Annotated in this window: 24 protein-coding genes; 2 read left to right on the forward strand and 22 right to left on the reverse strand. The window is 75.2% G+C overall.

What is annotated here, in order from left to right:
- Positions 1-19 precede the first annotated feature (19 nt).
- From ACQP26_RS17775 to ACQP26_RS17845, 15 genes are all read right to left on the reverse strand, one after another.
- The gene (locus ACQP26_RS17775) at positions 20-829 is read right to left on the reverse strand and encodes an SAM-dependent methyltransferase (RefSeq protein WP_433493434.1); all 810 of its coding nucleotides are present in this window, start codon (positions 827-829) and stop codon (positions 20-22) included.
- On the reverse strand, positions 826-1,863 hold the full coding sequence (locus ACQP26_RS17780; RefSeq protein ID WP_433493435.1) for a glycosyltransferase family 4 protein: 1,038 nt from the start codon (positions 1,861-1,863) through the stop codon (positions 826-828). The genes ACQP26_RS17775 and ACQP26_RS17780 overlap by 4 nt, the downstream gene beginning before the upstream one ends.
- A 4-nt stretch (positions 1,864-1,867) precedes the next feature.
- Complete coding sequence (locus ACQP26_RS17785) at positions 1,868-2,266, reverse strand: 6-pyruvoyl trahydropterin synthase family protein (RefSeq protein ID WP_433493436.1); 399 nt, start codon at positions 2,264-2,266, stop codon at positions 1,868-1,870.
- Between the two features lie 2 nt (positions 2,267-2,268).
- On the reverse strand, positions 2,269-3,288 hold the full coding sequence (locus tag ACQP26_RS17790; RefSeq protein WP_433493437.1) for a zinc-dependent alcohol dehydrogenase: 1,020 nt from the start codon (positions 3,286-3,288) through the stop codon (positions 2,269-2,271).
- Positions 3,289-3,337: 49 nt separating this feature from the next.
- Positions 3,338-3,610, reverse strand: a complete 273-nt coding sequence (locus ACQP26_RS17795; RefSeq protein ID WP_269705595.1) for a hypothetical protein — start codon at positions 3,608-3,610, stop codon at positions 3,338-3,340.
- A 95-nt stretch (positions 3,611-3,705) separates the two neighbouring features.
- Positions 3,706-4,776, reverse strand: coding sequence for an ABC transporter ATP-binding protein (locus ACQP26_RS17800; RefSeq protein ID WP_433493438.1), 1,071 nt, complete (start codon positions 4,774-4,776; stop codon positions 3,706-3,708).
- Positions 4,758-5,555, reverse strand: coding sequence for an ABC transporter permease (locus ACQP26_RS17805; RefSeq protein WP_433493439.1), 798 nt, complete (start codon positions 5,553-5,555; stop codon positions 4,758-4,760). The genes ACQP26_RS17800 and ACQP26_RS17805 overlap by 19 nt, the downstream gene beginning before the upstream one ends.
- Entirely contained in the window at positions 5,552-6,334 is a 783-nt protein-coding gene (gene modA / locus ACQP26_RS17810; protein ID WP_433493440.1) for a molybdate ABC transporter substrate-binding protein, read from the reverse strand. Before modA ends, ACQP26_RS17805 begins: the two co-directional genes overlap by 4 nt.
- Positions 6,331-6,732, reverse strand: coding sequence for a TOBE domain-containing protein (locus ACQP26_RS17815; RefSeq protein ID WP_433493441.1), 402 nt, complete (start codon positions 6,730-6,732; stop codon positions 6,331-6,333). Before ACQP26_RS17815 ends, modA begins: the two co-directional genes overlap by 4 nt.
- 94 nt (positions 6,733-6,826) lie before the next feature.
- On the reverse strand, positions 6,827-8,884 hold the full coding sequence (locus tag ACQP26_RS17820; RefSeq protein WP_433493442.1) for a heavy metal translocating P-type ATPase: 2,058 nt from the start codon (positions 8,882-8,884) through the stop codon (positions 6,827-6,829).
- Between the two features lie 68 nt (positions 8,885-8,952).
- A complete protein-coding gene (locus ACQP26_RS17825; protein WP_128138377.1) occupies positions 8,953-9,336 on the reverse strand; it encodes a DUF1622 domain-containing protein in 384 nt (127 codons plus the stop codon).
- An 85-nt stretch (positions 9,337-9,421) separates the two neighbouring features.
- Entirely contained in the window at positions 9,422-10,087 is a 666-nt protein-coding gene (locus ACQP26_RS17830) for a TcmI family type II polyketide cyclase (RefSeq protein ID WP_281577573.1), read from the reverse strand.
- Between the two features lie 52 nt (positions 10,088-10,139).
- A complete protein-coding gene (locus ACQP26_RS17835) occupies positions 10,140-11,366 on the reverse strand; it encodes a cytochrome P450 family protein (protein ID WP_433493443.1) in 1,227 nt (408 codons plus the stop codon).
- Positions 11,363-11,683 carry a putative quinol monooxygenase gene (locus ACQP26_RS17840; protein ID WP_269705587.1) on the reverse strand — a complete coding sequence of 107 codons (321 nt, stop codon included), beginning with the start codon at positions 11,681-11,683 and terminating at the stop codon, positions 11,363-11,365. The genes ACQP26_RS17835 and ACQP26_RS17840 overlap by 4 nt, the downstream gene beginning before the upstream one ends.
- Positions 11,680-13,959, reverse strand: coding sequence for an FAD-dependent oxidoreductase (locus tag ACQP26_RS17845; RefSeq protein WP_433493444.1), 2,280 nt, complete (start codon positions 13,957-13,959; stop codon positions 11,680-11,682). Before ACQP26_RS17845 ends, ACQP26_RS17840 begins: the two co-directional genes overlap by 4 nt.
- A 182-nt stretch (positions 13,960-14,141) precedes the next feature.
- Here ACQP26_RS17845 and ACQP26_RS17850 point away from each other — a divergent pair, with 182 nt between their 5' ends.
- A complete protein-coding gene (locus ACQP26_RS17850; protein ID WP_433493445.1) occupies positions 14,142-14,900 on the forward strand; it encodes a class I SAM-dependent methyltransferase in 759 nt (252 codons plus the stop codon).
- Positions 14,901-14,933: 33 nt separating this feature from the next.
- Here the strand turns inward: ACQP26_RS17850 and ACQP26_RS17855 are convergent, their stop codons facing one another.
- The 3 genes from ACQP26_RS17855 to ACQP26_RS17865 form a co-directional block, all read right to left on the reverse strand.
- Entirely contained in the window at positions 14,934-15,959 is a 1,026-nt protein-coding gene (locus tag ACQP26_RS17855) for a helix-turn-helix transcriptional regulator (RefSeq protein ID WP_433493446.1), read from the reverse strand.
- A 56-nt stretch (positions 15,960-16,015) separates the two neighbouring features.
- Positions 16,016-17,650 (reverse strand): AAA family ATPase, encoded by a 1,635-nt coding sequence (locus ACQP26_RS17860; RefSeq protein ID WP_433493447.1) that lies wholly within the window; start codon positions 17,648-17,650, stop codon positions 16,016-16,018.
- Between the two features lie 93 nt (positions 17,651-17,743).
- A complete protein-coding gene (locus ACQP26_RS17865) occupies positions 17,744-18,634 on the reverse strand; it encodes an alpha/beta hydrolase family protein (protein WP_269705583.1) in 891 nt (296 codons plus the stop codon).
- Between the two features lie 139 nt (positions 18,635-18,773).
- Here ACQP26_RS17865 and ACQP26_RS17870 point away from each other — a divergent pair, with 139 nt between their 5' ends.
- Positions 18,774-20,117 carry an aminotransferase class V-fold PLP-dependent enzyme gene (locus tag ACQP26_RS17870; protein ID WP_433493448.1) on the forward strand — a complete coding sequence of 448 codons (1,344 nt, stop codon included), beginning with the start codon at positions 18,774-18,776 and terminating at the stop codon, positions 20,115-20,117.
- Between the two features lie 13 nt (positions 20,118-20,130).
- Here ACQP26_RS17870 and ACQP26_RS17875 read toward each other — a convergent pair whose 3' ends face one another.
- From ACQP26_RS17875 to ACQP26_RS17890, 4 genes are all read right to left on the reverse strand, one after another.
- Entirely contained in the window at positions 20,131-21,012 is an 882-nt protein-coding gene (locus tag ACQP26_RS17875; RefSeq protein ID WP_433493449.1) for a DUF1963 domain-containing protein, read from the reverse strand.
- A gap of 47 nt (positions 21,013-21,059) precedes the next feature.
- A complete protein-coding gene (locus tag ACQP26_RS17880; protein WP_281577564.1) occupies positions 21,060-22,214 on the reverse strand; it encodes a glycoside hydrolase family 26 protein in 1,155 nt (384 codons plus the stop codon).
- The gene (locus ACQP26_RS17885) at positions 22,208-24,088 is read right to left on the reverse strand and encodes a glycosyltransferase family 2 protein (RefSeq protein ID WP_281577563.1); all 1,881 of its coding nucleotides are present in this window, start codon (positions 24,086-24,088) and stop codon (positions 22,208-22,210) included. The genes ACQP26_RS17880 and ACQP26_RS17885 overlap by 7 nt, the downstream gene beginning before the upstream one ends.
- A gap of 94 nt (positions 24,089-24,182) precedes the next feature.
- Entirely contained in the window at positions 24,183-25,292 is a 1,110-nt protein-coding gene (locus tag ACQP26_RS17890; RefSeq protein ID WP_433493450.1) for a glycosyltransferase family 39 protein, read from the reverse strand.
- Positions 25,293-25,401 lie beyond the last annotated feature (109 nt).

Consider the following 25,401-nt stretch of genomic DNA (forward strand, 5'->3'; position numbering starts at 1 on the left):
TGCCGGCAGCCGGTACGGTTCAGCCGGCGAGCAGGTCGGCGTGGTGCAGCACCACGCCGAGCCGGCCGGCGGCGGCCTCGGCGAGCCGCCACTTCTGATACGTCCCGGCGGGCCCGGACAGATGCGGTCGTTCCTCGACGGCGGCGTCGACCCAGCCGGTGAGCCACTCGGCGGCCAGCTCGGCCTGCTCGGGCCCGAGCCGCCAGGGGGTGGATCGCACCAGCGTCTCGACGCCGTGGCGGCGGAACGCGGCCACCGCGACGTCCACCGCGTCCGGTCCGAGCAGCGTCCGGCCGTCGACGGTGCGGCGCTGGTGGGCGTTGAACGCGGCGGTCAGCTCGGCGTCCAGCGGGTCCGGCGGGGTGAACTCGGTCCGCCCGGTCACGGTGAGCGCGAACAGCGTCGGGTGGCCGGCGCAGGCCGCCACCATCCGCTCGACCTCGTCGGCGGTGAGCATGTCCAGCAGCGCGGACGCGGTGACCAGGTGGGCATCGGCCAGGTCGGCAGGGGTCAGCCGGGTGACGTCGGAGCCGCGGGTGGTCACCGTGACCTCGGCGCCGTCGGCGGCGGTGAGCCGTCCGGCCCGGGCCAGCGCCAGCAGGTCCGCGTCGCGTTCGTGCAGCACCCAGTGCTGCGGGCCGGGCAGCCGGGGGGCCAGCCAGCGGGCCATCGAGCCGGTGCCGCTGCCCAGGTCGTGCACGACGATCGGCCGGTCGGTGGGCAGCCGGTCGCGGACCGCGTCGGCCAGCTCGGCGCTGCGGGCCGCCGCGTCGGCGGGTTCGCGCAGTCGCAGCCAGTCCGCGAAGCCGGGCGGGAGTGAGGTGGTCATGCCGCTGTCGCCTCCTTCAGCGCCGTCGCCAGCCGGTCCACTGTGACCGGCCAGTCGGTGAGGGTGTGCCGCCGCTGCCGGGCGGCGCGGCGCAGCCGGTCCCGCAGGCCCGGGTCGGTGAGCCAGTGGCGCAGCGCCGCGGCGGTCGCGCCCGGGTCGCCCGGCGGCACCAGCAGGCCGGGCCGGTCGCCGCCGAGGGCGTGCCCGAGCGTGTCCGGCAGGCCGCCGGTGTCGCTCGCCAGCACCGGTACGCCCCGGGCCAGCGCCTCGGTGACCACCATCCCGTACGTCTCCCGCCGGGAGGGCGCAACCAGCAGATCGGCGGCGGCGTACGTGGCGGCCAGGTCATCGCCGGTGCGTGGCCCGGTCAGCCGGACCCGGCCGGCCAGCCCGGTCGCGGCGAGCCGCCCGCGCAGCCGGTCGGCGAACGCCCGGTCCCGGTCCGGCGGGCCCACCCAGTCGCACGTCCAGTCCAGGTCCGCCACCTCGGCGAGCGCGGCGGCGAGCACGTCGTGGCCCTTGACCGCGGTGACGGCGGCGACGCAGAGCAGCCGTCCCCCGCCGGGCGTGCCGGAGGCGACGGGCGCCGGGGTGACGCCGGGCGGGGCGACAGTCACCCGTTGCGGGCGCAGCCGGTAGCGGTCGAGCAGCCGGTCCCGGGTCCACTCGCTCGTGGCGACCACGGCGGCGGCCGCCGCCAGCGCCCGCGCCTCCGTCTCGCCCTCGATCGGCAGGTGCACCAGGATCACCAGGCGCAGCCGCGCCGCGTGCGGGGCGAGCACGTCCGGGACGGTCGAGGCGACCAGGCCGTCGAGCAGCACCGGCACGCCGTCGGGCAGCCCCCCGAGCAGTCCGGCCAGGTCGGCGCGTTCCCCTGCCCCCGGGTGCGGCCAGCCGCCCGGCACCTGGTGCTCGCGTACCGTCCAGCCACGCGCGGCCAGGCCCCGGCACACCTGGCGGTCGTAGGCGTTGCCGCCGCTGGGGTTCGCCGGGTCGTCGATGTCGCCCGGCAGCACCACGTGGACGACTGTCATCCGGTCAGAGCGACCGCTCGTAGCTCGCCCAGGCGATGTGCGACTCGTGCAGCGTGACGATGATCCCGGCCAGGCCCCGCGCGCCCTCCCCCAGCCGGCCCGCCGCCACCGCGTCGGCGAGCCGGTCGGCGATCGTCCGCGCCAGCACCTCGGTGGTGGTGTTCACCCCGGCGAAGGCCGGATCGTCGTCCAGGTTGCGGTAGTTCAGCTCGGCGAGCACGGTCTTGAGCTGCTCGGTGGCCAGCCCGATGTCGACCACGACGCCGTCGTCGTCCAGCTCGGCGCGGCGGAACGTGGCGTCGACGACGAACGTCGCCCCGTGCAGCCGCTGCGCCGGGCCGAACACCTCGCCGCGGAAACTGTGGGCGACCATCATGTGGTCCCGGACGGTCACGCTGAACACGTTCACTCCTCGCCGTAGGTGATGAGATGACACAGCGCCGGCAGCTCGCCCGAGGCGAGCCGGTCCAGCACGTCGGGCAGGTGGTCGAAGCGGGACCGGCCGGTGAGCAGCGCGTCGAACGCCGGGTCGGCCAGCAGGTCCAGGGCCAGCGCGAGCCGGTCGGCGTAACTGCGGTCGGCCCGCCGGGGCGACACGGTGCCGACCTGGCTGCTGCGGATGCCCAGCCGTCGGGAGTGGAACGCGCCGCCCAGCGCCAGCGTGACCGGCCGGTCGCCGTACCAGCTCAGCTCCAGCACGGTGCCCTCCGGGCGCAGCAGCTCCAGGCCGCGTTGCAGTCCGTCGGAGGTGGCGCTGGCGTGCACCACCAGGTCACGCTCGCCGGTCGCGTCGGCGGGCACGGCGAAGTCGGCGCCGAGCGCGGCGGCCACCTCGGCCCGGGCCGGGTCGGCGTCGACCAGTTCCACGCGTACGCCGGGGAAGCGGGCCAGCAGCGCGGTGACCGCGCAGCCGACCATCCCGCCGCCGATCACCGTGACCCGGTCGCCGACCAGCGGCGCGGCGTCCCAGAGCGCGTTCACCGCGGTCTCCACCGTGCCGGCCAGCACCGCGCGCTGCGCCGGCACGGCGTCCGGCACGACGGTCACGGCGTCGGCCGGGACCACGTACGCGCTCTGGTGCGGGTACAGGCAGAAGACGGTACGACCGAGCAGCCGCTCGTCGCCGGCCTCGACGGTGCCGACGCTGAGGTAGCCGTACTTGACCGGCGCCGGGAAGTCGCCTTCCTGGAACGGCGCGCGCATCGCGTCGTGCTGGTCGGCCGGGACGCGACCGGTGAACACCAGCGTCTCGGTGCCGCGGCTGACGCCGGAGAAACGGGTGCGGACCAGCACCTCACCCGGGCCGGGTGGGGAGAGGCGGACCGGCCGGATCTCGCCCTCGCCGGGGGCGCGGAGCCAGAACGCGTGGGCGTCGACCGTCACGAACTCTCCTCTTCCCCGCATTCCGACCGAGTTGTCGATCATAAACACGGAAGCGGGGCGTCCACGGTTCGAACCGCCCGCGACCCGATGCTCAGGCGGCGCGCCGGCGCTGCTCCGTACGCCAGGTCTCGGGCTCGGCCCGGTCGGCGTGCCGGTCCCCGGCCAGTTCCATGGCCCGGTGGGCGGCGGTCAGCGCGTCACACGGCGCGACCCGACCGTCACACAGCAGGCTCTCGCACCGGCCGGACTCGTCGGGCCGGTGGGCGACGGCAACGTCGTACGCGGCCCGCCAGAGCAACGGGTCGGTGACTCCCCGTGGCAGGTCGGCGTCCAGACTGGACCTGTTGCGGATCGTGTCGGGCACCGTGTCCCCCTTTGCGTCGTCGCTACCGTCCCAGTGACCGGTTGAGCGCAGATCAAACCTCTCACCTGCGCACATGCCCTGACCAGCGGTGTTTGTCACGCCGGATACGCGCGCGTCTCGGCTGCCTTGACCGCCGCCCACACCGGGCGGCCGGGGATCAGTCCGAGATGGGCCGCGGCGGCGGGCGTGACGTCGGCGGCGACCTCGACCGGCCCGGCCAGTAGCACGCGCAGGTTGTCGCCGTGGCGTTGCACTCCGCTCACGGTGGCCGCCCACACGTTGCGCGGGCTGCCCTCCGGCCGGGACGGGTGCAGCGCGACAGCGGACGGCGGGTACGCGACGAACGCCTCACCCTCAACCGCGTCGGCGGTGGTGAGCGTCAGCTCACCGACTGTGACGGCGTGGCCGTCGGCGTGGCCGCGGTGCAGGTTGAGGCCGACCAGCCGGGCCACGTAGTCGGTGCGCGGCCGGGCCGTGACGGCTGTGGCGTCGCCCTCCTGCACGACCCGGCCGTGCTCCACGATGACCAGTCGGTCGGCGAGCACCAGGGCGTCGAGGGGGTCGTGGGTGACCAGCAGCGTCGCACCGGGATGCGCGCCGAGGTGGCGCTGGAGTTCGGCGCGGGTGTCCAGGCGGGTCCGCGCGTCCAGCGCGGCGAGCGGCTCGTCGAGCAGCAGCAGCGCCGGGTCGACGGCGAGCGCGCGGGCCAGCGCGACCCGCTGCGCCTGCCCGCCGGAGAGCTGCCGGGGCCGCCGGCGGGCCTGGTCGCCGAGGCCGACCCGGTCCAGCCACTCCTGGGCCCGGGCGCGCGCGGCACGCTTGTCGGCGCCCCGGCGGCGTGGCCCGAACGCCACGTTGTCCAGCGCGCTCAGGTGCGGGAACAGCAGGTAGTCCTGGAACACCACGCCGACCGGCCGCCGTTCCGGTGGCGTCCACACCCGGCTCTCCGGGCGGTCCAGGTCGGCGCCGTCGAGCGTGAGGTGCCCGGCGTCCAGCGGGTGCAGCCCTGCGAGCACCCGCAGCGCCGTGGTCTTGCCGGCGCCGTTCGGGCCGAGCAGCGCCACCACCTCACCGGCGGCGATACGCAGCCGCACGTCGAGGGTGAAGTCGTCCCGCTCGGCGACGAGGTGCGCGTCCAGCAGCGCCGTCATGTGCTGCCGACCCATTTGTCGCGCAGCGCGGCGAGGATGACCACGGAGACGGTGAGCAGGATCAGGCTCAGCACGATCGCGGCCTGCAGGTCCGTCTCCAGCGCCAGGTAGACCGCCAGCGGCATGGTCTGGGTGCGGCCGGGATAGTTGCCGGCGAACGTGATGGTGGCGCCGAACTCGCCGAGGGCCCGGGCCCAGCAGAGCACCGCACCGGCTGCCACGCCCGGGGCGACCAGCGGCAGCGTGACCCGGGTGAAGGTGGTGAAGCGTCCGGCGCCGAGCGTGGCGGCGGCCTCCTCGTACCGGGGGTCGGCGCCCCGTAACGCGCCCTCGACGGCGATGACCAGGAACGGCATCGCCACGAACGCCTCGGCCAGCACCACCCCGGCGGTGGTGAACGGCAGCGTCACGCCGAACGTCTCGTCCAGCCACGACCCGATCAGGCCGCGCCGGCCGAAGACCAGCAGCAGCGCCACGCCGCCGACCACCGGCGGCAGCACCAGCGGCACCGTGACCAGCGCCCGGACCAGCCGCCGGCCGGGGAACTCGACGCGGGCCAGCAGCCAGGCCAGGGGTACGCCGAGCGCCACGCAGAGCAGCGTGGCGACGGTGGCGGTCTCGAGTGACAGCCGCAGCGCGGTGAGCACGCCCGGTTCGGTCAGCCGCCGGGGCAGCGTGGTCCAGGGCGCCCGGAGCAGCAGACCGGCGAGCGGCAGGACGAGGAAGGCCAGGCCCAGTCCGGCGGGCACGAGCAGGGCGATCGGCACCCGCTGCCGGCGTACGCCGCGGCTCATGCGCCGGGCGGCGCCTGGAACCCGGCGGCGGTGAGCACGGCGAGCCCGGCGTCGGAGCGGACGAAGTCGACGAAGGCGCGGGCGCCGGCCGGGTTGCCGGCGGCGCGCAGCACCACGATCGGGTAGTCGTTCACCGCGCGCGCCGACTCGGGAAACTCGACCGCGTCGAGCCCGGGTACGGCGCGGACGTCGGTGCGGTAGACCAGCGCGGCGTCGACCTCACCGAGGCGCAGCTTGGCCAGCGCGCCCTTGACGTCCCGTTCGAGCGTGGCGGGGGTGAGCCGGACACCGGCGGCGTCGAGCGCGGTGCGCGCGGCGGCGCCGCAGGGCACCTGCTCCGCGCAGAGCGCCACCTTGACGCCGGGGCGGGCGAGGTCGGCCAGGCCGCCGACCCGGGCCGGGTTGCCGGGGGGTACGGCGACGACGAGCTGGTTGCGCGCCAGCACGGCCGGTTCGCCGACGGCGTCACCGGCGTCGGTGACCGTCTTCATGGTGGCCGGGGAGGCGGCGGCGAACACGTCGGCGGGCGCGCCCTGGGTGATCTGGGTGGCGAGCCCGGAGCTGCCGCCGAAGTTGAACGTGACGGTGCGGCCCGGGTGCGCGGCCTCGTAGTCCTTGCCGAGTTTGGTGAACGACTCGGTGAGCGAGGCGGCGGCGAACACGGTCACCGGGCCGGCGCCGTCGGACCCGGCCGGCTCGTCGGTGCCGCCGCAGCCGGTCAGGCCGAGCGTCGTCACCAGCGCGGCGGCTAGCGCGGCGCGGATCCACCGTACGGTCACGGACTGGTCCTTCCCCTGGGGGTGGTGGCCCGCTCGACCACGACGGTGGTCGACTTGATCACCGCGACGGCGACGGAGCCGACCTGGAGGTCGAGGTCGTCGACGGCCTCGCGGCTCATCAGCGACACCACCCGGAACGGCCCGGCCTGGATGTCCACCTGGGCCATCACGGTGTCCTTGACGACGGCGGTGACGATGCCGCGCAGCCGGTTACGGGCCGAGGACAGCTCGGGGTGGCCGGGGGCGCGGACGAACGCGGCGACGTCGGCGCCGTCGAGCACCCGGTGGCCGTGCTCGTCGCGGGTGGCCGGAAGCTTGCCGGCGTCGATCCAGCGGCGGACCGTGTCCGCGCTGACCCCGAGCAGCTCGGCCGCCTCGCCGATCCGGAACACCGTCACGCGCCCACCCTAGCGGCCCGCAGGTGCGGGCCGGAAGGGGCATGTTCGCTCGCAGCCGCAAGCCTTCCTGCCGTTCGGGAGCCGGAGCTGCGGCTCAGTCGGCCGGCGCGATCCGGACCCGGCGCAGCAGTTGGGCGTTGAGCGCCACGACGATGGTGGAGGCGGACATCAGCACCGCGCCCAGGGCCGGACTGAGCGCGATCCCGGCCCAGGCCAGCACACCGGCGGCGAGCGGGATCGCGACCACGTTGTAGCCGGCCGCCCAGGCGAGGTTCTGCCGCATCTTCCGGTACGAGGCGCGGGACAGCCGGATCACGCCGCCGACGCCGCGCGGGTCGGAACCGGCGAGCACCACCCCGGCGGACTCGATCGCCACGTCGGTGCCGGCGCCGATGGCCAGCCCGACGTCGGCGCGGGCGAGCGCCGGGGCGTCGTTCACTCCGTCGCCGACCATCGCCACGGTCAGTCCCCGGCCGCGCAGCTCGGCCACCGCCTTGTCCTTGTCGGCCGGGAGCACCTCGGCGAAGACCTCGTCGACGCCGGGCCGGAACCCGAGGTCGGCGGCGACCGCCTCGGCCACCGGACGCGCGTCGCCGGTGATCATCACGATCTTGCGTACGCCGAGGTCGCGCAGCTCGGCCACGGCGGCCCGCGCCTCCGGGCGGACCTGGTCCTCCAGCCCGAACGCGGCGACCACCTCCGGCGCTCCGCCCTCGGGCAGCCGGACCAGGTGCAGCACCGCGGCACCGCGACCCGACCACTCCTGCGCGGCCCGGGCCAGGTCGTCCGGCACCGGGGCGCCGAGTTCGCGCAGCAGCGCCGGCCCGCCGACCGCCCAGTCGACGCCGTCCACCGTGGCGCGCACGCCCCGGCCGGTCAGCGCACGAAAGCCGCGCGCGGCCGGGCGGGCGCCACGGGCGTCGGCGGCGGTCACGAGCGCCCGGGCCAGCGGGTGCTCGCTGTCCGCCTCGACCGCGCCGGCCAGCGCCAGGGCGGCCGCCTCGTCGAGCCCGCCGGTCGCCGCCACGCCGGTGACCGCGTGCCGGCCGGTGGTGAGCGTGCCGGTCTTGTCGAACAGGACGGTGTCGACGGTGCGCATCCGCTCCAGCGCGAGCCGGTCCTTGACCAGGATGCCGGCGCGGGCCGACAGCGCGGTGGACAGCGCCACCACCAGCGGGATCGCCAGGCCGAGCGCGTGCGGGCAGGCGATCACCAGCACGGTCACGGTCCGCACCACCGCCTGGTCGCTGTCGCCGAGCAGCGCCCACACCGCGAACGTCGCCAGGCCGGCGAACGCCGCCAGGTAGAACAGCAGCGCGGCGAACCGGTCGGCGAGCACCTGCGCGCGCCCGCCGGAGGCCTGCGCCTGCGCGACGAGCCGCCCGATACCGGCCAGCGCGGTGTCCGCGCCGACGGCCTCGACGCGTACCCGGAGGGTGGAGTCGGTGGCGACGGTGCCGGCGACCACCCGGTCACCGGCGGCACGCGCCACCGGCCGCGACTCGCCGGTGATCATCGACTCGTCCAGCTCGGCGGCGCCCTCGACGATCCGCCCGTCGGCCGGCACCCGCCCGCCGGGGCGCACCAGCACCAGGTCGTCCACCCGCAGCTCGCCGACGGGCACCGGATGCGGCTGCCCGGCGTCGTCCAGGCGCTCGGCGTCGTCGGGCAGCAGCGCCGCGAGGGCGCCGAGCGCACCACGCGCCTGCCCGACCGCCCGCATCTCCTGCCAGTGGCCGAGCAGCATGATGGTGACCAGCGCGGCGAGCTCCCACCAGAAGTCCAGGTCGAACAGGCCGAGGCTGGTGGCGGCCGAGGCGAGGTACGCGACCACGATCGCCATCGAGATCAGCAGCATCATCCCGGGGGCACGCTCGCGCAGCTCACGCAGCCCGCCGGTGAGGAACGGCCAGCCGCCGTACGCGAACACCACGGTGCCGAGCACCGGGCCGACCCAGCGCACGCCCGGGAACTCGAGGGAGTAGCCGAACCAGTCCATCACCATGTGGCTGGTGGCGACGATCGGCACGGTCAGCGCGAGGCTCAGCCAGAACCGGCGGCGGAACTGCTCCGGGTCGTGCCCCGCGTGCGCACCGTGCCCGCCGCCGTGGTCGCCGTGGTGGGCGGTGTCGTGACCGGATCCGTGCTCCATGCCGCCACCATACCCCCTGGGGGTACTGTCCGGTGCATCCCGCGCCGGCCGGCCATGTCGGCCGGCGTTCAGCGCTGCGGACGGGCGCCCACGCTCGGCCGGTCGGCGGGGGTCCGGCCCTGCCAGGGCCACCGGCCGTCCAGTTCCACCTCCAGGGAGAAGCTGAGGAACGTGCGGACCAGCACGATCAGCGCCAGCACGCCGACGCTGGTGAACGTGGGCGACACCGCGACCGTACGGATGATGTCGCCACCGACCAGGAACTCCAGGCCGAGCAGGATGGCCCGGCCGACCCCCTGCCGGTACGCCCGGTAGTGCGCGACCACCTGCCGGGTCCGAGCGCAGCGCACCGCGAACACCGCCGTGGCGACTGCGACGCCGACCGCGATGACGAGCACCCCGGCCAGGTCCAGCAGCGCCCCGACGTGCTGGACGATCTCCTTCGTCGACACCGGGCACCCCCGCACCAGCCTGGCGTACGGCCGGTGGCGGGGGGCGGCGTTTCCGCGCTCCCGGTGCACGGGAGCGCGGATCGGGTCAGTCCTGGGCCTGCCAGCGGTAGAAGACGGTGGCGACGGAGTCCTGCGGGCCCTGCCACCTCTCCGGCCGGTACGGCTCGATGTACGGGCCCAGGTCCTGCATCACCTTGCCGAAGGCCGGCTTGTCGCCGTGCCGGTCGCGGGTGGCCTCGGCCACCGACGACTCCTGTTCGAGCAGGTGCACGTAGACGTCGTCGATCGAGTAGAGCCAGCGCCCCGTGACGCCGAGGTCGGCCGGGAGCGACCCGGCGTCGGACTCGCCGAAGACCCGTGCGACGTCCGGCTCGGCGCCCGGCTTGATCCGCCCGACGATCACGGTGAGCGTGGTGTCGGCGGGGGGCTCGCCCTCGGGCGCCCAGTGGTAGAACTCCTTCGCCACCGAGTCCGACGGGTTCTTCCAGTAGCGCGGGTACGGAGTGACGTACGGCCCGATCTCCTCGGCGATCTTCTGGAAGGCGGGCAGGCCACGGGTCTGCCCGGAGATCCGCGGGTCCTGCTCCCGCTCGATCACGTGGATGTAGAGGTCGTGGTGCGACAGCAGGTACCGGCCGATGACGCCCAGGTCCTGCGGCCGGGTGGCCTGGTCGTAGTGGCCGAACACGCCGCCGACGATCTGCTCGCTGCCGGGGACCATGTGACAGACGATCACGTTGCGGAAGACCATGACTGCTCCTTGATGATTGCGACGAGGACGGGGGCGCGCGACGGCGGCGCCGTCAGGCGGTGAAGGTGACGGGCAGTTCCAGCAGGCCGCGGAACGGCGAGGCGGCCGGGAGCCGGCGCACCTGCGCGAGCGGCACGCCGAGGCGCAGTCCGGGCAGCCGGCGCAGCAGCGCCCCGAGCGCGAGTTCGGCCTCCATCCGGGCCAGCGAGACGCCCAGGCAGTAGTGGACGCCGTGCCCGAACCCGAGGTGCGGGCCCCGGACCCGGCGCAGGTCCAGCCGGTCCGGGTCGGCGAAGTGCGCCGGGTCGTGGTTGGCCGCGTTGATCGCCACCCCGACGATCGCGCCGCGCGGGATGCGGACGCCCTGGTAGTCGACGTCCTCGGTGGCGATGCGCGGGCTGGCCACCGGCAGCGGCCCGTCGAACCGGAGCAGCTCCTCGATCGCGGCCGGCAGCAGCCGCGGCGTGGTGCGCAGCAGTTCCATCTGCTCGGGGTGGGTGAGCAGGGCAAGCACGGCGTTGCCGAGGAAGTCGGCGGTGGTCTGGTGCCCGGCGAACAGGAGCAGGAACGTGGTGGTGACCAGTTCCGCCTCGGACAGCGTCCCGTCCGCGTCAACCGCCTTGATCAGCGCGCCGATGATGTCGTCGGCCGGGTCGTCACGCTTGGCGCGGACCAGCCCGGCCAGGTACTGGTGCAGCCGGAGCTGGGCCTCCTGCACCGCGGCCCGTTCCTGCGCCGGGGGCCGGCTGGTGGACCCGGAGGTGCGGATGACCTGGGTCCAGTCGAGCACCCGGTCGTGGTCGGCCGGCGGCACGCCGAGCAGTTCGCAGATGACTGTCATCGGCAGCGGGATGGCGAACTCGTGCATCAGGTCCGCCTCGCCGTGCGGCGCCATCTTGTCGATGAGCTGGTCGACGATCGACGCCACCCGGGGGCGCAGCGCCTCGATCCGCCGGGGCGCGAACGCCTGCGACACCACCCGGCGCAGCCGGGTGTGCTCCGGCGGGTCGGAGTTGAGCATGTTGCGGTTCAGGCCCTCGGAGTTCGGGCCGAAGATCTTCAGGTAGTGCTGCTCCGGGCCGTACAGGTCCTTGGACAGGCGCGGGTCGGTCAGCGCGGTCCGCGCGTCGTCGAAGCGGGTGATCAGCCAGGAGTCGAAGCGCGGCGAGCCGACCGGGCAGACCGGCCGGTCCGCGCGCAGCCGGGCCAGCGCGGGGTACGGGTCGGCCGCGAACGCGTCGGTGTACAGCTCGCTCGCGGGCATCACGTCGTCGGTCATCGCCTCTCCCCCGGTTCGCCGGCCACGCTGTGCAGCACCTGGTAGGTGTGCCGGTCGGCGGATTCGCGCAGCTCGCGGATGATGCTCAGCAGACGGTCCCGGTGCGCGCTGCGGCCGAACGCGTCCAGCCGCTCACGGTCGGCCCAGTCGCTGATGATCAGGTAGCTGCGCGGGTCGTCGGCGTCGCGGACCAGGTCCTGGTGCAGGCAGCCGTCCAGCGTGCGGATCTCTTCGGCGGCGGTGAGCCACTCGGCCTCGAAGCGTTCCTCGCAGCCCGCCCGGGTCCGCATCGACAGCACGGTCCGGACCCGGCTCACCGCGCGCTCCCGAACACCAGGTGCAGGTGCTTGCGCAGCGCGTCCGGGTCGACCGGCGCGCCGCGGAACCCGACGTGTCCGTCCGGGCGGATCAGGTACAGGCCGGTGCCGGTCAGCCCGTACCCGGCGCGGAAGCGACGCTCGGCGTCGCGCACCACCGGCGGGTCGAGCAGTCGCGGTTCGTCCGCGTCCGGGTCGAGCAGCAGGTACGCCTCGAGTTCGCCGCCGGTGAGCCGGCGCGCGTCGGCGCACAGCCCGGTCAGCGCGGCCAGCTCCCCCGCGCCGGCCGTGCGGTCGGCGTAGAGCAGCAGCGTGTGCCGGGTGCCCCGGGTGAGGTCGCGCAGCCGCAGCGGGTGGCCGACGCCGCGCCGGCGCAGCCCGTCCACGTCGGGCGCGATGTCGCCGGGGCGGGGCGCGTCACCGAGCGCGGCCGGATCGGCGACGGTCTCCCCGACCAGCGGGCTGCCGGCGTAGCTGAGCAGCATGGACATCTCCTGGAGGAACTGGCGTTCCAGGTCGGCGCGGTCCACCTCCTCGGTGCCGGCCATCCGGACCGCGCGGCCGACGATCTCCTCGCCCTCCGGGCGCCGCTCGGTCTCGTAGCTGTCCAGCAGGCCGGGCGCGGCGAGCCCGCGTACCGCCAGCGCCAGCTTCCACGCCAGGTTCCAGGTGTCCTGGATGCCGGTGTTCATGCCCTGCCCGCCGGCGGGCGGATGCAGGTGGGCGGCGTCCCCGGCGACGAACACGCGCCCGTCGCGGTAGCGGTCGACGATGCCATGGCTGATCCGGAACACCGAGGACCAGCGAAGGTTGGTCGCCCGGGTGCCGGGCGGCGCGAGGCGGTCCAGCGCGGCCTGCACGTCGGCGATGGTCGGCTCGTCGAGTTCCTCGCTGAAGCCGGGCGGGGCGTCGCGCCCGCCGGTCTGGGCGAAGAAGCGGGGCGGCGCGAGGGTGGCGATGCGGTAGCGGTGCTCGCCGCGCAGCGGTACGCAGACCAGCATCCCGTCCATCTGCCCGTCGGTCATGTGCAGGAACCGCAGCAGGTGCCCGTCCGGCATGTCCCAGTCGACGTCGACGTCCACCAGCATGAACAGCTGCGGGAACCGGCCCAGCCCGCCGGTGAAGGTGAGCCCCAGCCGCTCCCGTACCCGGCTGTGCGCGCCGTCGGCGCCGATCAGGTACGCCGCGCGTACCGTCTCGGTGCCGCCGTCGGCGGTGCGGACGGTGGCGGTCACGCCGTCGGCGTCCTGGGTGAAGTCGACGAGTTCGGCGCCGCGCTGCGGGCGCACCCCGAGCGTGGCCAGCCGGTCGGTGAGTATCCGCTCGGTCTCGTACTGCGGCAGGCCGAGGTGGGCGTACGGCAGGCCGGGCAGCTCCCAGCTCATCCGGTGGGTCTGCTCGCCGTTGACGAAGACCATGTTGCCGGTGAGCCAGATGCCGGCGTCCATGGCGTCCCGGACGACGCCCTGCTCCTCCCAGATCTCCATGGTGCGGCAGTGCACGCCGATCGCCTTGTCGGCGTGGCCGGGCGGGGTGACCTGTTTGTCGATCACCAGGCAGTCGATGCCCCGGCGGGCCAGTTCGACGGCGGCGGTCAGCCCGGTGGGCCCCGCCCCGACGACGAGTACGTCTGTTGTCCTGTGCACGTCGGCCTCCCAGCCCGTGGTGGGGTGTCGGCGGTCGTCCGCGTCGGGCACGACGTGGAACAGCCGGCGCCGGATGTCGAGAAGGAACGGTGCGATCGGTCCGGCCTGCGCCGAGGCGTGGGCCGGGTCGCCGATCCAGGCGAGGAACGGCGCGGCGCCGTCCCACTCGGCGAAGATGTGGTGGATGTCCGAGCCGGGTTCGCGCAGCAGCTGCTCGCGGCGGTAGCCGGGTATCGCGGCCATCCGCCGGACCACCTCGGGGTAGCCGCTGTGGAACTCGGCGAGCCGGTCGCGCGGCACGGTCAGCTCGACGTCCACGTAGACCGGACCCGTTCCGTCCCCGGTCTCCCGCAGCAGCGGGTAGCCGGGGCCGTCCGCCGGCTCGGTCAGTGGCCGGAGCAGGCCGGCCAGGCGGGCCGCGACCGGCCCCCGCCGGTACGCGCGCAGCGCCGCCTCGTCGGCCCACTCGGTGACGACGACGAAGCCGCGCGGGTCGAGGGCGTCCCGCAGCAGCTCGTGCCGCAGGTTCCCGGCCAGCGCGCCGAGCTGACCGGCGACCGTCTCGAACGCCGGTCCGACCGCGGGCTCGCAGCCGGGGCGCGCGCGCAGCCGGAGCATCGTCCTGATCATGCAGCCCCCTCGTACGGTGCCGTCGTCGTGCCGCGACCCTGCCGCAGCGCGCGTCACCGCCTCGTCACCGTCGCCCCGCCGGACGTCCGGTGCCGGTGACGCCGCCGGGACGCTCCCGCTTATTGCAAAAAGTTGGCAACAAGCCTCGACAGGGTCGCCGACCGGTAACTATCGTTAGCGGCATGACTCCTTACGACTTGGATGTGCGCGCCTGGCAGGAGAGCTGGGACCGGCAGCAGGAGACGTTCATGCCGGACCGGGAGCACCGGTTCGCGGCGATGCTCGACGCCGTCGAGGCGGTCGTCGGCGACCGGCCGCCGCGCGTGCTCGACCTGGCCGGCGGCACCGGTTCGATCAGCCTGCGGACGCTGGCCCGCCGGCCCGACGCCGAGGTGACGGTGCTCGACCTCGACCCGGTGCTGCTCACCCTGGCCGAGGCGGCGCTCGCCGCTCGGGCCACTGTGGTGGCCGCCGACCTCAACCGGTCCGACTGGGCCGCCGCGCTCCCGCACCGGGACTACGACGCGGTGCTCACGGCCACCGCGCTGCACTGGGTGGACGGTCCGCGCCTCGCGCAGCTGTACGGCGAGATCCGCGACGTGCTCCGCCCCGGCGGCGTGTTCGTCAACGCCGACCACATGCCCGACGACGCGATGCCGGCGCTCGGCGAGCGGCTGTCCGCCCGCGCCCGCGAGCTACGGGCCGCCCGGCAGCGCGCGGGCGCGGCGTTGTCCTGGTCGGACTGGTGGTCGCAGGCCGCCGACGACCCGGTGCTCGGACCGCTGGTGGAGAAGCGGCGGCAGATCTACCCGACCGGGCACAGCCCGGAGTGGACCCCGCCCGCGGCGTGGCACCTGGACGCGCTGCGTGCGGCCGGCTTCACCGAGGCCGGCGTGCTCTGGCGCGGCGGCGCGGACGCCGCGGTGGCCGCGCTGCGCTGACCCCGGCCGGCCGAAACCGGCCCGGTCCGGCGCTCAGGCGAACAGGCGGGCCAGTTCGGTGCGGGAGCGCACGCCGAGGCGGTGGAAGACGTTGCGCAGGTGGTGGTCGACGGTCCGGGTGGACAGGCACATCCGGGTGGCGATCTCCCGGTTGGTCGCCCCTTCCGCGACCAGCCGGGCGATGTGCAGCTGCTGCCCGGTCAGCAACTGCTCCGGACCGTGCCGCACCGGCCCGACCGACTCCCCCGCCGCGCGCAGCTCCTCCCCCGCCCGGTCGGCCCACACGGTGGCGCCGAGCAGCGTGAACGCCTCCCGCGCCCGGTGCAGGTGCGCCCGGGCGTCCCGGGGGCGGCGCCGGCGACGCAGCTCGCGGCCGAAGAGCAGCTCGGTGCGGGCGCGCTCGAACCGGTCGGTGTCGGCCGGATGCAGCCGCAGCGCCGCGTGGAACTCCCGCTCGGCCTCCGGGCCACCCCGGGGTGCGAGCAGCGCCCGGCAGCGCGCGGCGAGCGCCCGCCGCGACGGGCTCGCCGTACTGCTGGCCCAGTGGTCGAACACGGCCAGCGCGGTGGCCGGCCGCCCGCCGTCGTGGGCGGCGGCCTCCACCAGGTACGGCGTGGCCATCACCTGGACCAGCACCTGACCTCGCCCGGTGCCGGTACGGGCCAGCGCGGACAGCCGGGCCACCGCGTCGGCGTAACGGCCGTCGATGAGGTCCAGCACGCCCAGCGCCCAGCGGGCGTACGCGTCCGGCCGGCTCCCCGGCGCGGCCCCGTCACCGATCTCGGCGATCCGGGCCAGCGCGGCGTCCCGGTCGGCGCGGACCGCGGCCAGTACGGCGAGGATGCCGAGGTGCACCTGGGCGCAGACGTGCTGGCCGGTGGCGCGGGCGGCGCGCACGCCCTCGCGGGCGGTCTCCGCCGCGGCCTCGTGCCGGCCCAGCCAGTACTCGGCGACGGCCCGCAGCTCCAGCGCCCGGGGCAGCAGGGACAGCTCGCCGCGCGAGCGGGCCACCTCGACCGCCCGGCCGGCGAGCCGGTGCGCGGGACCGTCCACTGCCACCAGCAGTGCGGCCGCAGCGGCGCAGACGAGCGCGCCGGGGGTGAGCGCGGGCCCGGTCAGCCGGCCGCCGAGGACGACGACCCGGCGCAGCGCCGGACCGCCACGCGCGTGGTCGCCGCGCAGTGTCGCCCCGACCCCGAGGCGAACGTGGCCAGCAGGTCGAGCTCGGGCGGGTCGCCGGGACGCCGCAGCGCCTCGGCCCGGCGGGCCACCTCGGCGTACCGGAACTGGTCGCCGGTGACGCAGATGGCCTCGCCGGCCCGGACCAGCGCCAGCAACGCGGCCCGCCGGTCGGTCGGCGCGACCGCGTCGGCGGCGGCCAGCAGCGTGGCGACCGCGGCGGCGGGCGCGTCGCAGCGCAGCTGCATTTCGCCGCGGAGCAGGTCGGCGCGACGCTCGGCGGGCGACGCGCCGGTCAGGCCTCGCAGCAGCCCGCGGGCCTGGTCCGGGTCGCCGGCGGTCCAGGCGCACCGCGCCGCCGCGACGGTCAGCTCGGCGGCGCGGCCGGGGTCGGGGCTCAGTTCGGCGGCGCGGCGCAGCACGACCGCCGCGGCGGCGCGGTCCGGCACCTCGTCGACCGCCGCGCTCAACTCGGCGGCGAGCGTGTCGGCCGGACAGTCGCCGGCGATGGCGTGGCGCAGCGCCCGGCCCAGCGTGCCCTCGGCGAGCGTGCCGGCCAGCAGCAGGTGGGCCGCGCGCAGGTCGGCGAGCGGCGCGACGGCGGTGATCATCGTGCGGGCGAGCGGGTGCGGGAACGTCACGCCGCCGGGCCCGGTACGCAGCAGGCCGGCGGCCTCGGCGGGCGCGAGCGTCTCGACGGTCAGGCCGGCCGCCCAGGCGGCGCGGACCAGGATGCCCGGGTCGTCGCCGGGGTCGAGCGCGGCGAGCAGGACCATGCGCCGGGTCGGGACCGGCAGCCGGTCCAGGCGGGCCCGGTACGCGGCGGCGAGCGCGCCGTCCACCGGCGGCGTGTCGGGCAGCGGCGCCTCGCCTCGCCACTGGGCGGGGGTGAGCGTGCCGGCCAGGTCGGCGAGCGCGGCCGGGCTGCCCCGGCTGAGCGCGGCCAGCGCGGCGGCCACCGGCGCGGACGGCCGCTCCCGCAGCCCGGCCAGCATGGCGTGGCACTCGTGGGCGTGCAGCGGAAGAAGCCGGTGGGCCGGTACGCCGTCGACGGTGGCGGGTGCGGTCGCGGTCAGCAGCATCGCCACCGGCAGCCGGCGCAGCCGGCGCGCCACCACCGCCAGGGTCCAGGCGCTCTGCGGATCGCCGGCGTCGAGGTCGTCCACGGTGCACAGCAGCGGCTGGTCCGCCGCGGCGGCGGCGAGCAGGGACCGCACCGCCGCGGCCAGGGCCAGCCGCTGCTCGGCCGGGCACCCGTCGCCACCGAGTGCGCGGCGCAGCAGCCGGCGCTGCCGCACCGGGAGCGCGGTGTCCGCGTCGAGCACCGGGTCGAGCAGTCGGTGCAGCCCGGCGTAGGGCAGTGTCGCCTCGTCGGCCACGCCGGCGCCGCTGAGCACCGCGCGCCGGCCCGCCGACTGGCGGGCGTACGCCAGCAGGGCGGTGCGCCCCGAGCCGGGCGGCCCGTGGAACAGCAGCGCGCCGCCGTCGTCGCGGTCGAGGAGTCGGCGGATCGCGTCGCACTCGTCGTCCCGACCCCAGAGGGCTATATGCACTGTCGATGCAGAAACCATGCATGCAGTGTCACAGATGGGCAACCCGTCGGAAAAGAGGCGGACACGCTCCCGGGGTGACCGCCGTGGCGGCCACCCCGGGAGCGGCGGGGATCAGGAGCTGGGGCAGGTGTTGCGGTACTCCTGGATCGCCGACCCGCTCGGGCCCGGGCAGAGGAACTGCTCGTAGCGCGTGTCGTCGTCGACGAACCGCTTCAGCCAGGCCACCATCTGCTTCGCCGTCGGCGTGTTCGTCGTCTGCGGGAAGAAGTGGCTCGCGCCGTCCAGCTCCAGGTACGCCTTCTCCGAGGACGCCGGGATGCTGTTGTAGAACGGGATCGAGTGGGTCGCGACCGGCGCCACGCTGTCGGTCTCGCCGCCGATGATGAGCGTCGGCACCCGCACCTCGGACCAGCTCTTGTCCAGGTTCCACGGCGCGAGCGGGACGGCGGCCTGCAACGACGGCCGGGCCGCCGCGGCCTCCAGGCTGCCGCCGCCACCCATCGAGTGTCCGGCCACGGCGAGCCGGGAGGAGTCGATCCGGCCCCGCACCGAACTGCGCTGGGTCAGGTAGTCCAGCGCGGCCAGGAGCTGGCGCCCCCGGCTGTCCGGCTGGTCCAGCCGGGTGTTGGTCTCGATGCCGATCACCACGAAGCCGTGCGAGGCGATCCGCGGCCCGAGCCAGCTGAGGCTGGACCACGAGGCGGTGTAGCCCGGCGAGATGGCGACCGCGCCGAAGGTGCCCTCGGCGGTGCTGGTCGGGTAGTAGATGACGCCGCCGCCGAAGCCGGTCACGCTCAACGAGGAGACGTTGATCGACGAGGTGGCGAACGGGCCGCGGCTGGCCTCCAGGATGGCGCTCGTGGGAGCCGGACCGCGCTCGTAGGGGCTTTCGGCGCTCGCCGCGGCCGGGACGGCGAGGGCACCGCCGGTGGCGAGCAGAGCCGCCACGGCGAAGCGGGCGAGGGCACGGACGGGGGTACGGGAACGGATGGTGGTGGGCACGTCGGTTACTCCTTGCGCCGGAATTACATCGACATGCGTCAGCATCCGTGCCCGGGCCACCGGCGCGCATCGGTGAAATCACCGGTCCCCCGGCACCGACGGTGACCCGGCCGTGACATGCACGGCGGACGATTGCCTCATGCACCCGACCCGGCGGCACCTCACCCGGCGGCAGCTGACCCGGCGGCACCTGCTCGGCGCGACCGCGGCGGCCGGCGTGACCGGTTTGGCCACCGGTTGCGAGCCGGACCGCCCGGCGGGCGGGACCGCGGCCCCGGACGACGACGCGCCCGCCCTGGATCCGGCCAGCTGGGACAGTGTCCGCGCCCAGTTCGCGCTCGACCGTTCCCGGGCGCACCTGGCCACGTTCGTCTTCGCCCCGCACCCGGCCCCGGTACGGGCCGCCGTGGCGATCCACCGCGCCGGCCTCGACCGGGACGCGGCCGGTTATCTGGGGCTCCACGAGGAACGGCTGGACCGCGCGGTGCTCGACGCGGCGGCCGGGCACCTCGGCACCCGGCCAGACCAGGTCGCGCTCACCGACTCCACCACCATGGGCCTCGGCCTGGTCTACGGCGCGGTCCGGCTGCGGCCCGGCGACGAGGTGCTGACCACCGAGCACGACTTCTACGCCACGCACGAGTCGCTGCGGTTGCGTGCCGAACGCGACGGGGTGACAGTGCGCCGGGCCCGCCTGTACCGGGAAGCGGCCACGGCCGGCGTGGACGAGATGGTCGCGGGCCTGACCGCGGCGCTCACGCCCCGCACCCGTGTGGTGGCGCTGACCTGGGTGCACTCCAGCACCGGGGTGAAGCTGCCGGTACGCCGGCTGGCCGAGGTGGTCCGCGAGCGCAGCCCGGAGGCGCTGCTCTGTCTCGACGCGGTGCACGGCTTCGGCGCCGACGCGTCCACACCGGAGCAACTCGGCTGCGACGTGCTGGTCTCCGGCTGCCACAAGTGGCTGCTCGGGCCGCGTGGCACCGGTCTGGTCTGGGCCGCCGAGCGGGCGTGGGCCCGGATGACGCCGGTGATCCCCAGCTTCGACAGACGGGTCATCGGCCGCTGGCTCACCGGCGCCACCGGCGGGCCGCCCGCGCCGCCCGGGCCGGCGCACACGCCCGGTGGCTACCACAGCTTCGAGCACCGGTGGGCGCTCGCCGACGCGTTCGCGTTCCACCGGCGGATCGGTCCGGCCCGGGTCGCCGAGCGCACCCGGGAACTCGCCGACCGCCTGAAGGAGGGGCTGGCCGGGATCCGGGGCGTCCGGCTGGTCACGCCGCGCGCCGCCGACCTGTCCGCCGGGGTGGTCTGCTGCGAGGTGCCGGGCGTGCCGCCGGAGAGGGCGGTGAACCGGCTGCGGTCGGCCGGCGTGATCGCCAGCAGCACCCCCTACCGGCCGTCGTACCTGCGCTTCGGCGCGACGATCGCCAACGGCGAGCAGGATGTGGAGGCGGCGCTGCGGGCGGTCCGCACGCTGGTCTGAGCCGGCCCGGCTGTCACTCGGTGAACTCGCAGAAGGACAGCACCCTGTCGAACCGCCGGGCGGCGAGGTCGTCGTGACGGATCAGGAACCGCGCGTTGACGTACTCCTCGTCCGGTACGCCGAACTGGGCCAGCGGCACCCATTCGCGCATCACCCGCTGTTCTTCCTCGTACCGGGCGACCATTCGCTCCGCGCGGGGCAGGGACCATCCCTGCTGAACCCGCTCCGGATCCATCATGATCACCTCGGGCGGGTCCTGCGCGGAGATGGTGTAGCCGCCGACGAAGACGTCGCGCTCAATCCACCAGTCCCGCTCCGGCCAGGGCTGTTCGACCAGCGCGCTCATCTCCTTGCGGTGCGGCATGTCGCGCAGGAGCTGGATCTGGGTGTCGCACAGCCACTCCTCCGCGCGGTCGAGCCAGTCCGGCAGCTCCGCCTGGACGGCGGCGTACATCTCGTGTTCGGGAGCGAGGAAGGACTCCCGGGCGGTCCCGACGGGTAGGACGTACTCGCCGTCGGCCGTCTCGGTGCCGGCCGGGACGTACACGACCCGCGAGTACGCCTTCTCGTTCTCGATGCCGCAGGCGTCCTGTGCGCCCTCCTGGTCGAGGAAGAACAGCAGCGTGCCGTCGGCCGGCAGGGCGAGGTCGGGAACCCGGGGCAGCGCCGCGCAGTCGAGCCGGAGGAGGAACGGCAACGGGAAGCCCTTCGGGCACGTGGGCCACGGCATGCCCACCGGCAGCCGCGGCCGCCCGCCCCGCCGCCCGGCGTGCACGCCCTCCTCGCGCTGCCAGGCGTGGATCCGGAACCGGATCAGCTCCGCGAAGCGGGCCACCTCGTCCTCGGGCACACCCTGCTCGATCGCCGCCCGCCGGAATTGATCTCTCTCGTTCATGGTCGTGGAGGGTAGCCGCACCGTCCGACATGGAGCGTGGAACGGGGTCAGGTCCCGGTACGCGGCCGCACCGCCGGCGACCAGGTGACGTCGTAGCGCTCGGCGGCCACCGCCTCCGCGAACGCGGTCGCCGCAGCCGGTGAGCCGGCGATGCGCCAGTCCTTCTCCTTGTCCACCTCGAACCAGATCAGCCCGATCAGGTTCGGATAGCGGGGCAGCGCGCGGAACGTGTCCCGGATCCACCGCGCCTTGTGCCCGGCGGCGTCGGCGGCGCCGGTCTCGGTGACCACGAGCGGCTTGCCGGTGACCTTGCGGATCTCGGCGATCGTCGGGCCGAAGATCTGGTCGAACGACCAGTACGTCTTGGTGAACGCGCCGCTGCCGTAGTAGCCGGTGACGCCCACCCAGTCGACGTACTCGTCGCCCGGGTAGAGCCCGGTGACCCCGGCCGTCGTCTTGTCCCAGCGGGCGTTCGGGCTCCACACCCAGGTGACGTTCGTGGCGCCGGCCTCGGTGAAGATGTCGTGCACGTGCCGCCAGGCCCGGACGTAGTCGCCGGGGCGGTTGCCGTTGGCCCGCTCGCACCAGGGGTACCAGTCGCCGTTCATCTCGTGCGCGAAGCGGATCGCCACCGGGTAGCCGAGCGACCGCACCCCCTGCGCCCAGGAGCGCAGGTACGCGTCGAAGTCGCCGCGCGCGATGCGGGCCAGCCGGTAGTCCGGCTGGGTGGCGCGCAGCCGGTCGATCTGCCTGTCGGTCAGGTCGGTGCGCCGGGCCTCCCGGTCGACTGTGTGGTCCCACGGCTCCCAGCCGAGCATCGGCATCATGCCCCGCTCGGCGATCCGGTCGAACAGGCTCCGGTCGAACGCCGCCGACGCCCAGTCGGCGCCGAAGAGCATCACCTGCGGCGACCGCCCGGCCGCCTCGGCGAAGCTGTCGACCGGCGCGAAGTCGTACGGCCCCTTGTCCGTCATCACGCCGAAGAACGCCTGCCCGGCCGGCGGGAACGGACCACCGCGCGGGCTCGGCGTGGCCGCCGCCGGCACGTCGGTGCTCGCCTGCGGCGTGGCCGGGGCAGGCCGCCGCGCCGCGGCGTCGGTGCCCGGGTCGCGCCACGCGCCCGGCGCCACCACGAAGGCGTACGCGAGCAGCAGCAGCCCGGCCAGCGCCAGGCCTATCCGGGGCAGCGTCGGCCTCAGCACGGCACACCGCCGTCGGTCACGGGCCGGGGCACCACCTGGGGTTCCCGGGCCGGTTCGGCGGTCCTCCCCCGGCGCGCCCGCAGGCTCTCCACCCACGAGATCAGCGGCGGCGCGAGCCCGGTCAGCAGCGTCAGCGCCGGCCAGACCCGCAGCAGCGGATAGTCGTGGTCGAGCGCGAAGCTCGCCGCGAGCAGTCCGGCGGCGGCGAGCGACCAGCCCAGGTGCAGCCGGAACGTACGCGGCGACTCCACCGTGCGCAACGCGCCCTTGGCGGTGACCACGAAGCCGAGCTTGCGGCGCAGCAGGGCGCCCACCGCCGCGGCCACGTAGACCGGTCCGGCGAACAGCGCGAGCGCCATGCCGGTCATGCCCACCTCCTCCCGCTCGTGCGGGGCGATGTTGAAACGGCGCAGCCAGAGCCAGAGCAGGAACCAGGTGCCGATGGTGGAACCCCACAGCGTCGCCCAGACCTGCGGGTCGAGCCGGCCCGCGTCGACGCCGGTCAGCAGGTACAGGGCGGTGGCGGCGTTACCGAGCAGCAGGCTCACCGCCACGCTCGGGTAGTAGAACTGGAGCAGCCGGTACTGCCAGCGGCGGCGCGACGGCAGGTCGCGCGGCGTGCGCAGCTCGCGGCGGAGCAGGATCTCGCAGATCCCGGCCGCCCAGCGCTTCTGCTGGTTGAAGTAGTCCGCCCAGGAGGTCGGTCCCTCGCCGAGCGCCACCACGTCCGGGGTGTAGACGCCCTTCCACCGGTTGCCCGTGGCCGGGTTGACGGCGGCGTGCACGCGGATGCTGGTGAGGTGGTCCTCGATGATCGAGTCCTGGTAGCCGCCGATGGTCCGCCAGGCCGCCGGGCGGTAGAGGTGCCCGGTGCCGGTCAGCAGCGGCGCGTCCAGGCCGTTGCCGCCGCGCGCGATCAGCCCGTTGTAGAGGTACTGCTGCACCGAGGCGCCGTGGGCGACGAAGTTCTGGTGCATGTTCCCGTACACCTGGGGGGTCACCACGAACGCGACGTCCGGGTCGCGGAAGTAGCCCAGCGTGCGTTCCAGGAAGTTCGGCAACGGCACGTGGTCCGGGTCGACGTTCGCGACCACGTCGTAGCGGTGCTCGTGCTCGGCCCGCCAGGCGTTGTGGTTGCCGGACTTGGTCCGGGCCCGGAACTCACCGCCGGGCCGGTTGTACTCGGGGCGGCCCTTGCGGGTGAAGTGGCGGACGCCGAGCCGCGCGGCCATCGCCCGGACCGCCGGGTCGTCGCCCTCGTCGAGGATCCACACGTCGACGTGCCCGCAGTAGACGATCTCCCGGAGCCGGCGCAGCGTCCGCTCCGCGACCTCGATCGGCTCCTTGCTCGGCACGATCGTGGTGAGCAGGGCGACGCGCAGGCCGACCGGCGGGTCGACGGGCACCGGGTCCCGGGCGTGGAAGGCGAAGACCCAGACCACCACGTTCTGCGCCAGGCGGATCAGCTCCACGCCGACGACCACGCAGAACGCGAGCCGGGCGGCGACTGTCTGCCACCCGCCGAGCCCGACGACGCCGGGGCCGGGCACGTGCTGGGGCAGCAGCAGCCAGCCGACGAAGATCAGCCCGGCGGCGCTGTTGACGAGCACCAGCAGCGTCAGGACCAGCCGCGCGGCGACCGAGGCGGTGGGGCGGAACTCGACCGCCGCGTCGGGGCGCCGGGGCGGCCGCAGCGGCCCGGCGGTGGCGCCGCAGCGGGCGTACGCGAGGCGGGCGCGGACGTTGCGCTGCCGGCGGTCCGGGTCTCCCGGCGCCTCGGGCGGTACGGGCGCGGTCGGGCGGGCGCCCGGCGTCCCGGCCGTCGTGGCGCGGGACGGGCGTGTATCGGCGGCGACGGCCACGTTTCCCCCCATGGTCTGCATCCGGCTCAGGAGCCGCCCGAATGCTAAGCCGACAATCAACCGCAAAAGGGGTGAATCAGGCAGAGGTCGCCCGATCGTCGGTCGGTCACCACGGAAGCTGATCGGCCGCCGCGAGCAGCGCGACGAGCGCCGGCACGGCGAGCGCACCGACGGCACGCGCCCGGGTCAGCGCGACCCCGCCGAGCACCGCCCAGGCCGGCACCGTGAACAGCAGGTTCCCCGCCGACCAGACCGGCACGACCTGCGCCAGCGCCAGCAGCCCGAGCGCCGGCACCAGCGCCCAGGCGGTGCAGATCGCGGCGGGGTACCGCAGCGGAAGACTGAACAGGGCCAGCCCGGCCAGCACGCCGCCGAGCGCGGCGACGCCGAACAGGTCCCCCGGCGTGGCCGCCAGCACGGCAGCACCGGGCGACGCGCCGGACGCCAGATGCCCGCCGTCGCGCAGGCCGGCCGCGTACCAGGCGGCGACCGGGAGCAGCCCGAGGGCCACTGCGGCCGGCCACCTGACGGCGTCGCGGCGACGGAACGCCAGCACGACCCAGCCGTGGCCGGCGAGCAGCAGCAACGCCACCGGCTGGCACAGGCCCAGCAGCAGCACCGCGCCGGCGTAGGGCACGAGCCGGCGCGGGCGCGGCCGGTCCAGCACCGGCACCAGCAGCCAGGTGGCGAGCACGGCGGCGAACACCGCCAGGGCGTACGGCTGCGCCTCCTGCGCGTACCGGATCGAGGTCGGCAGCACCGCGAAGATCACGCCGGCCGCCAGGCCGGCGGCGGGCGTGGCGATCCGGGCGGCGAGCGCGCCGACCAGGGCCGCGGCGCCGACCACAGCCAGCAGGGAGGGTACGCGCAGCGCGAGGTCCGCCGCGCCGAACAGCGCCGCCCAGCCGCGCAGCAGCAGATGGTACGGCCCGAGCGCGACCTCGTCGCCGGTCAGCGCGGTGCCGAGCCCGTGCCACCGCGACGTGACCGCCTGGCGGGTCGCCAGTTCTCCGGCGCTCAGCCCCGACGCGGTGATCCGGGCGGCGCCGAGCGCACCCGCCAGCACCGCCGGCACCAGCCACGCCGCGATCCGCCACCGCGCCGGCACACCGGTCGCGGTGCGTGCGGCGGCCCGACGCGGCCGGTCCTCACCCCACGGGTCCTCGACCGCGGCGTCCCCGAGCCGGGGCAGGACCATGGTGTCCGCGTCCATCATCGTGACTCACGCATCCCTGTGGGTGCCGGCGACCGGGATCCAGCCGTAGCTGGATGACATCCTGGAGCCTAGTGAGCCAAAAACGACATAACGCCGATATCAGGTGAAA

Source organism: Micromonospora sp. CA-248089 (assembly GCF_050948515.1).
Classification (GTDB): Bacteria; Actinomycetota; Actinomycetes; order Mycobacteriales; family Micromonosporaceae; genus Micromonospora.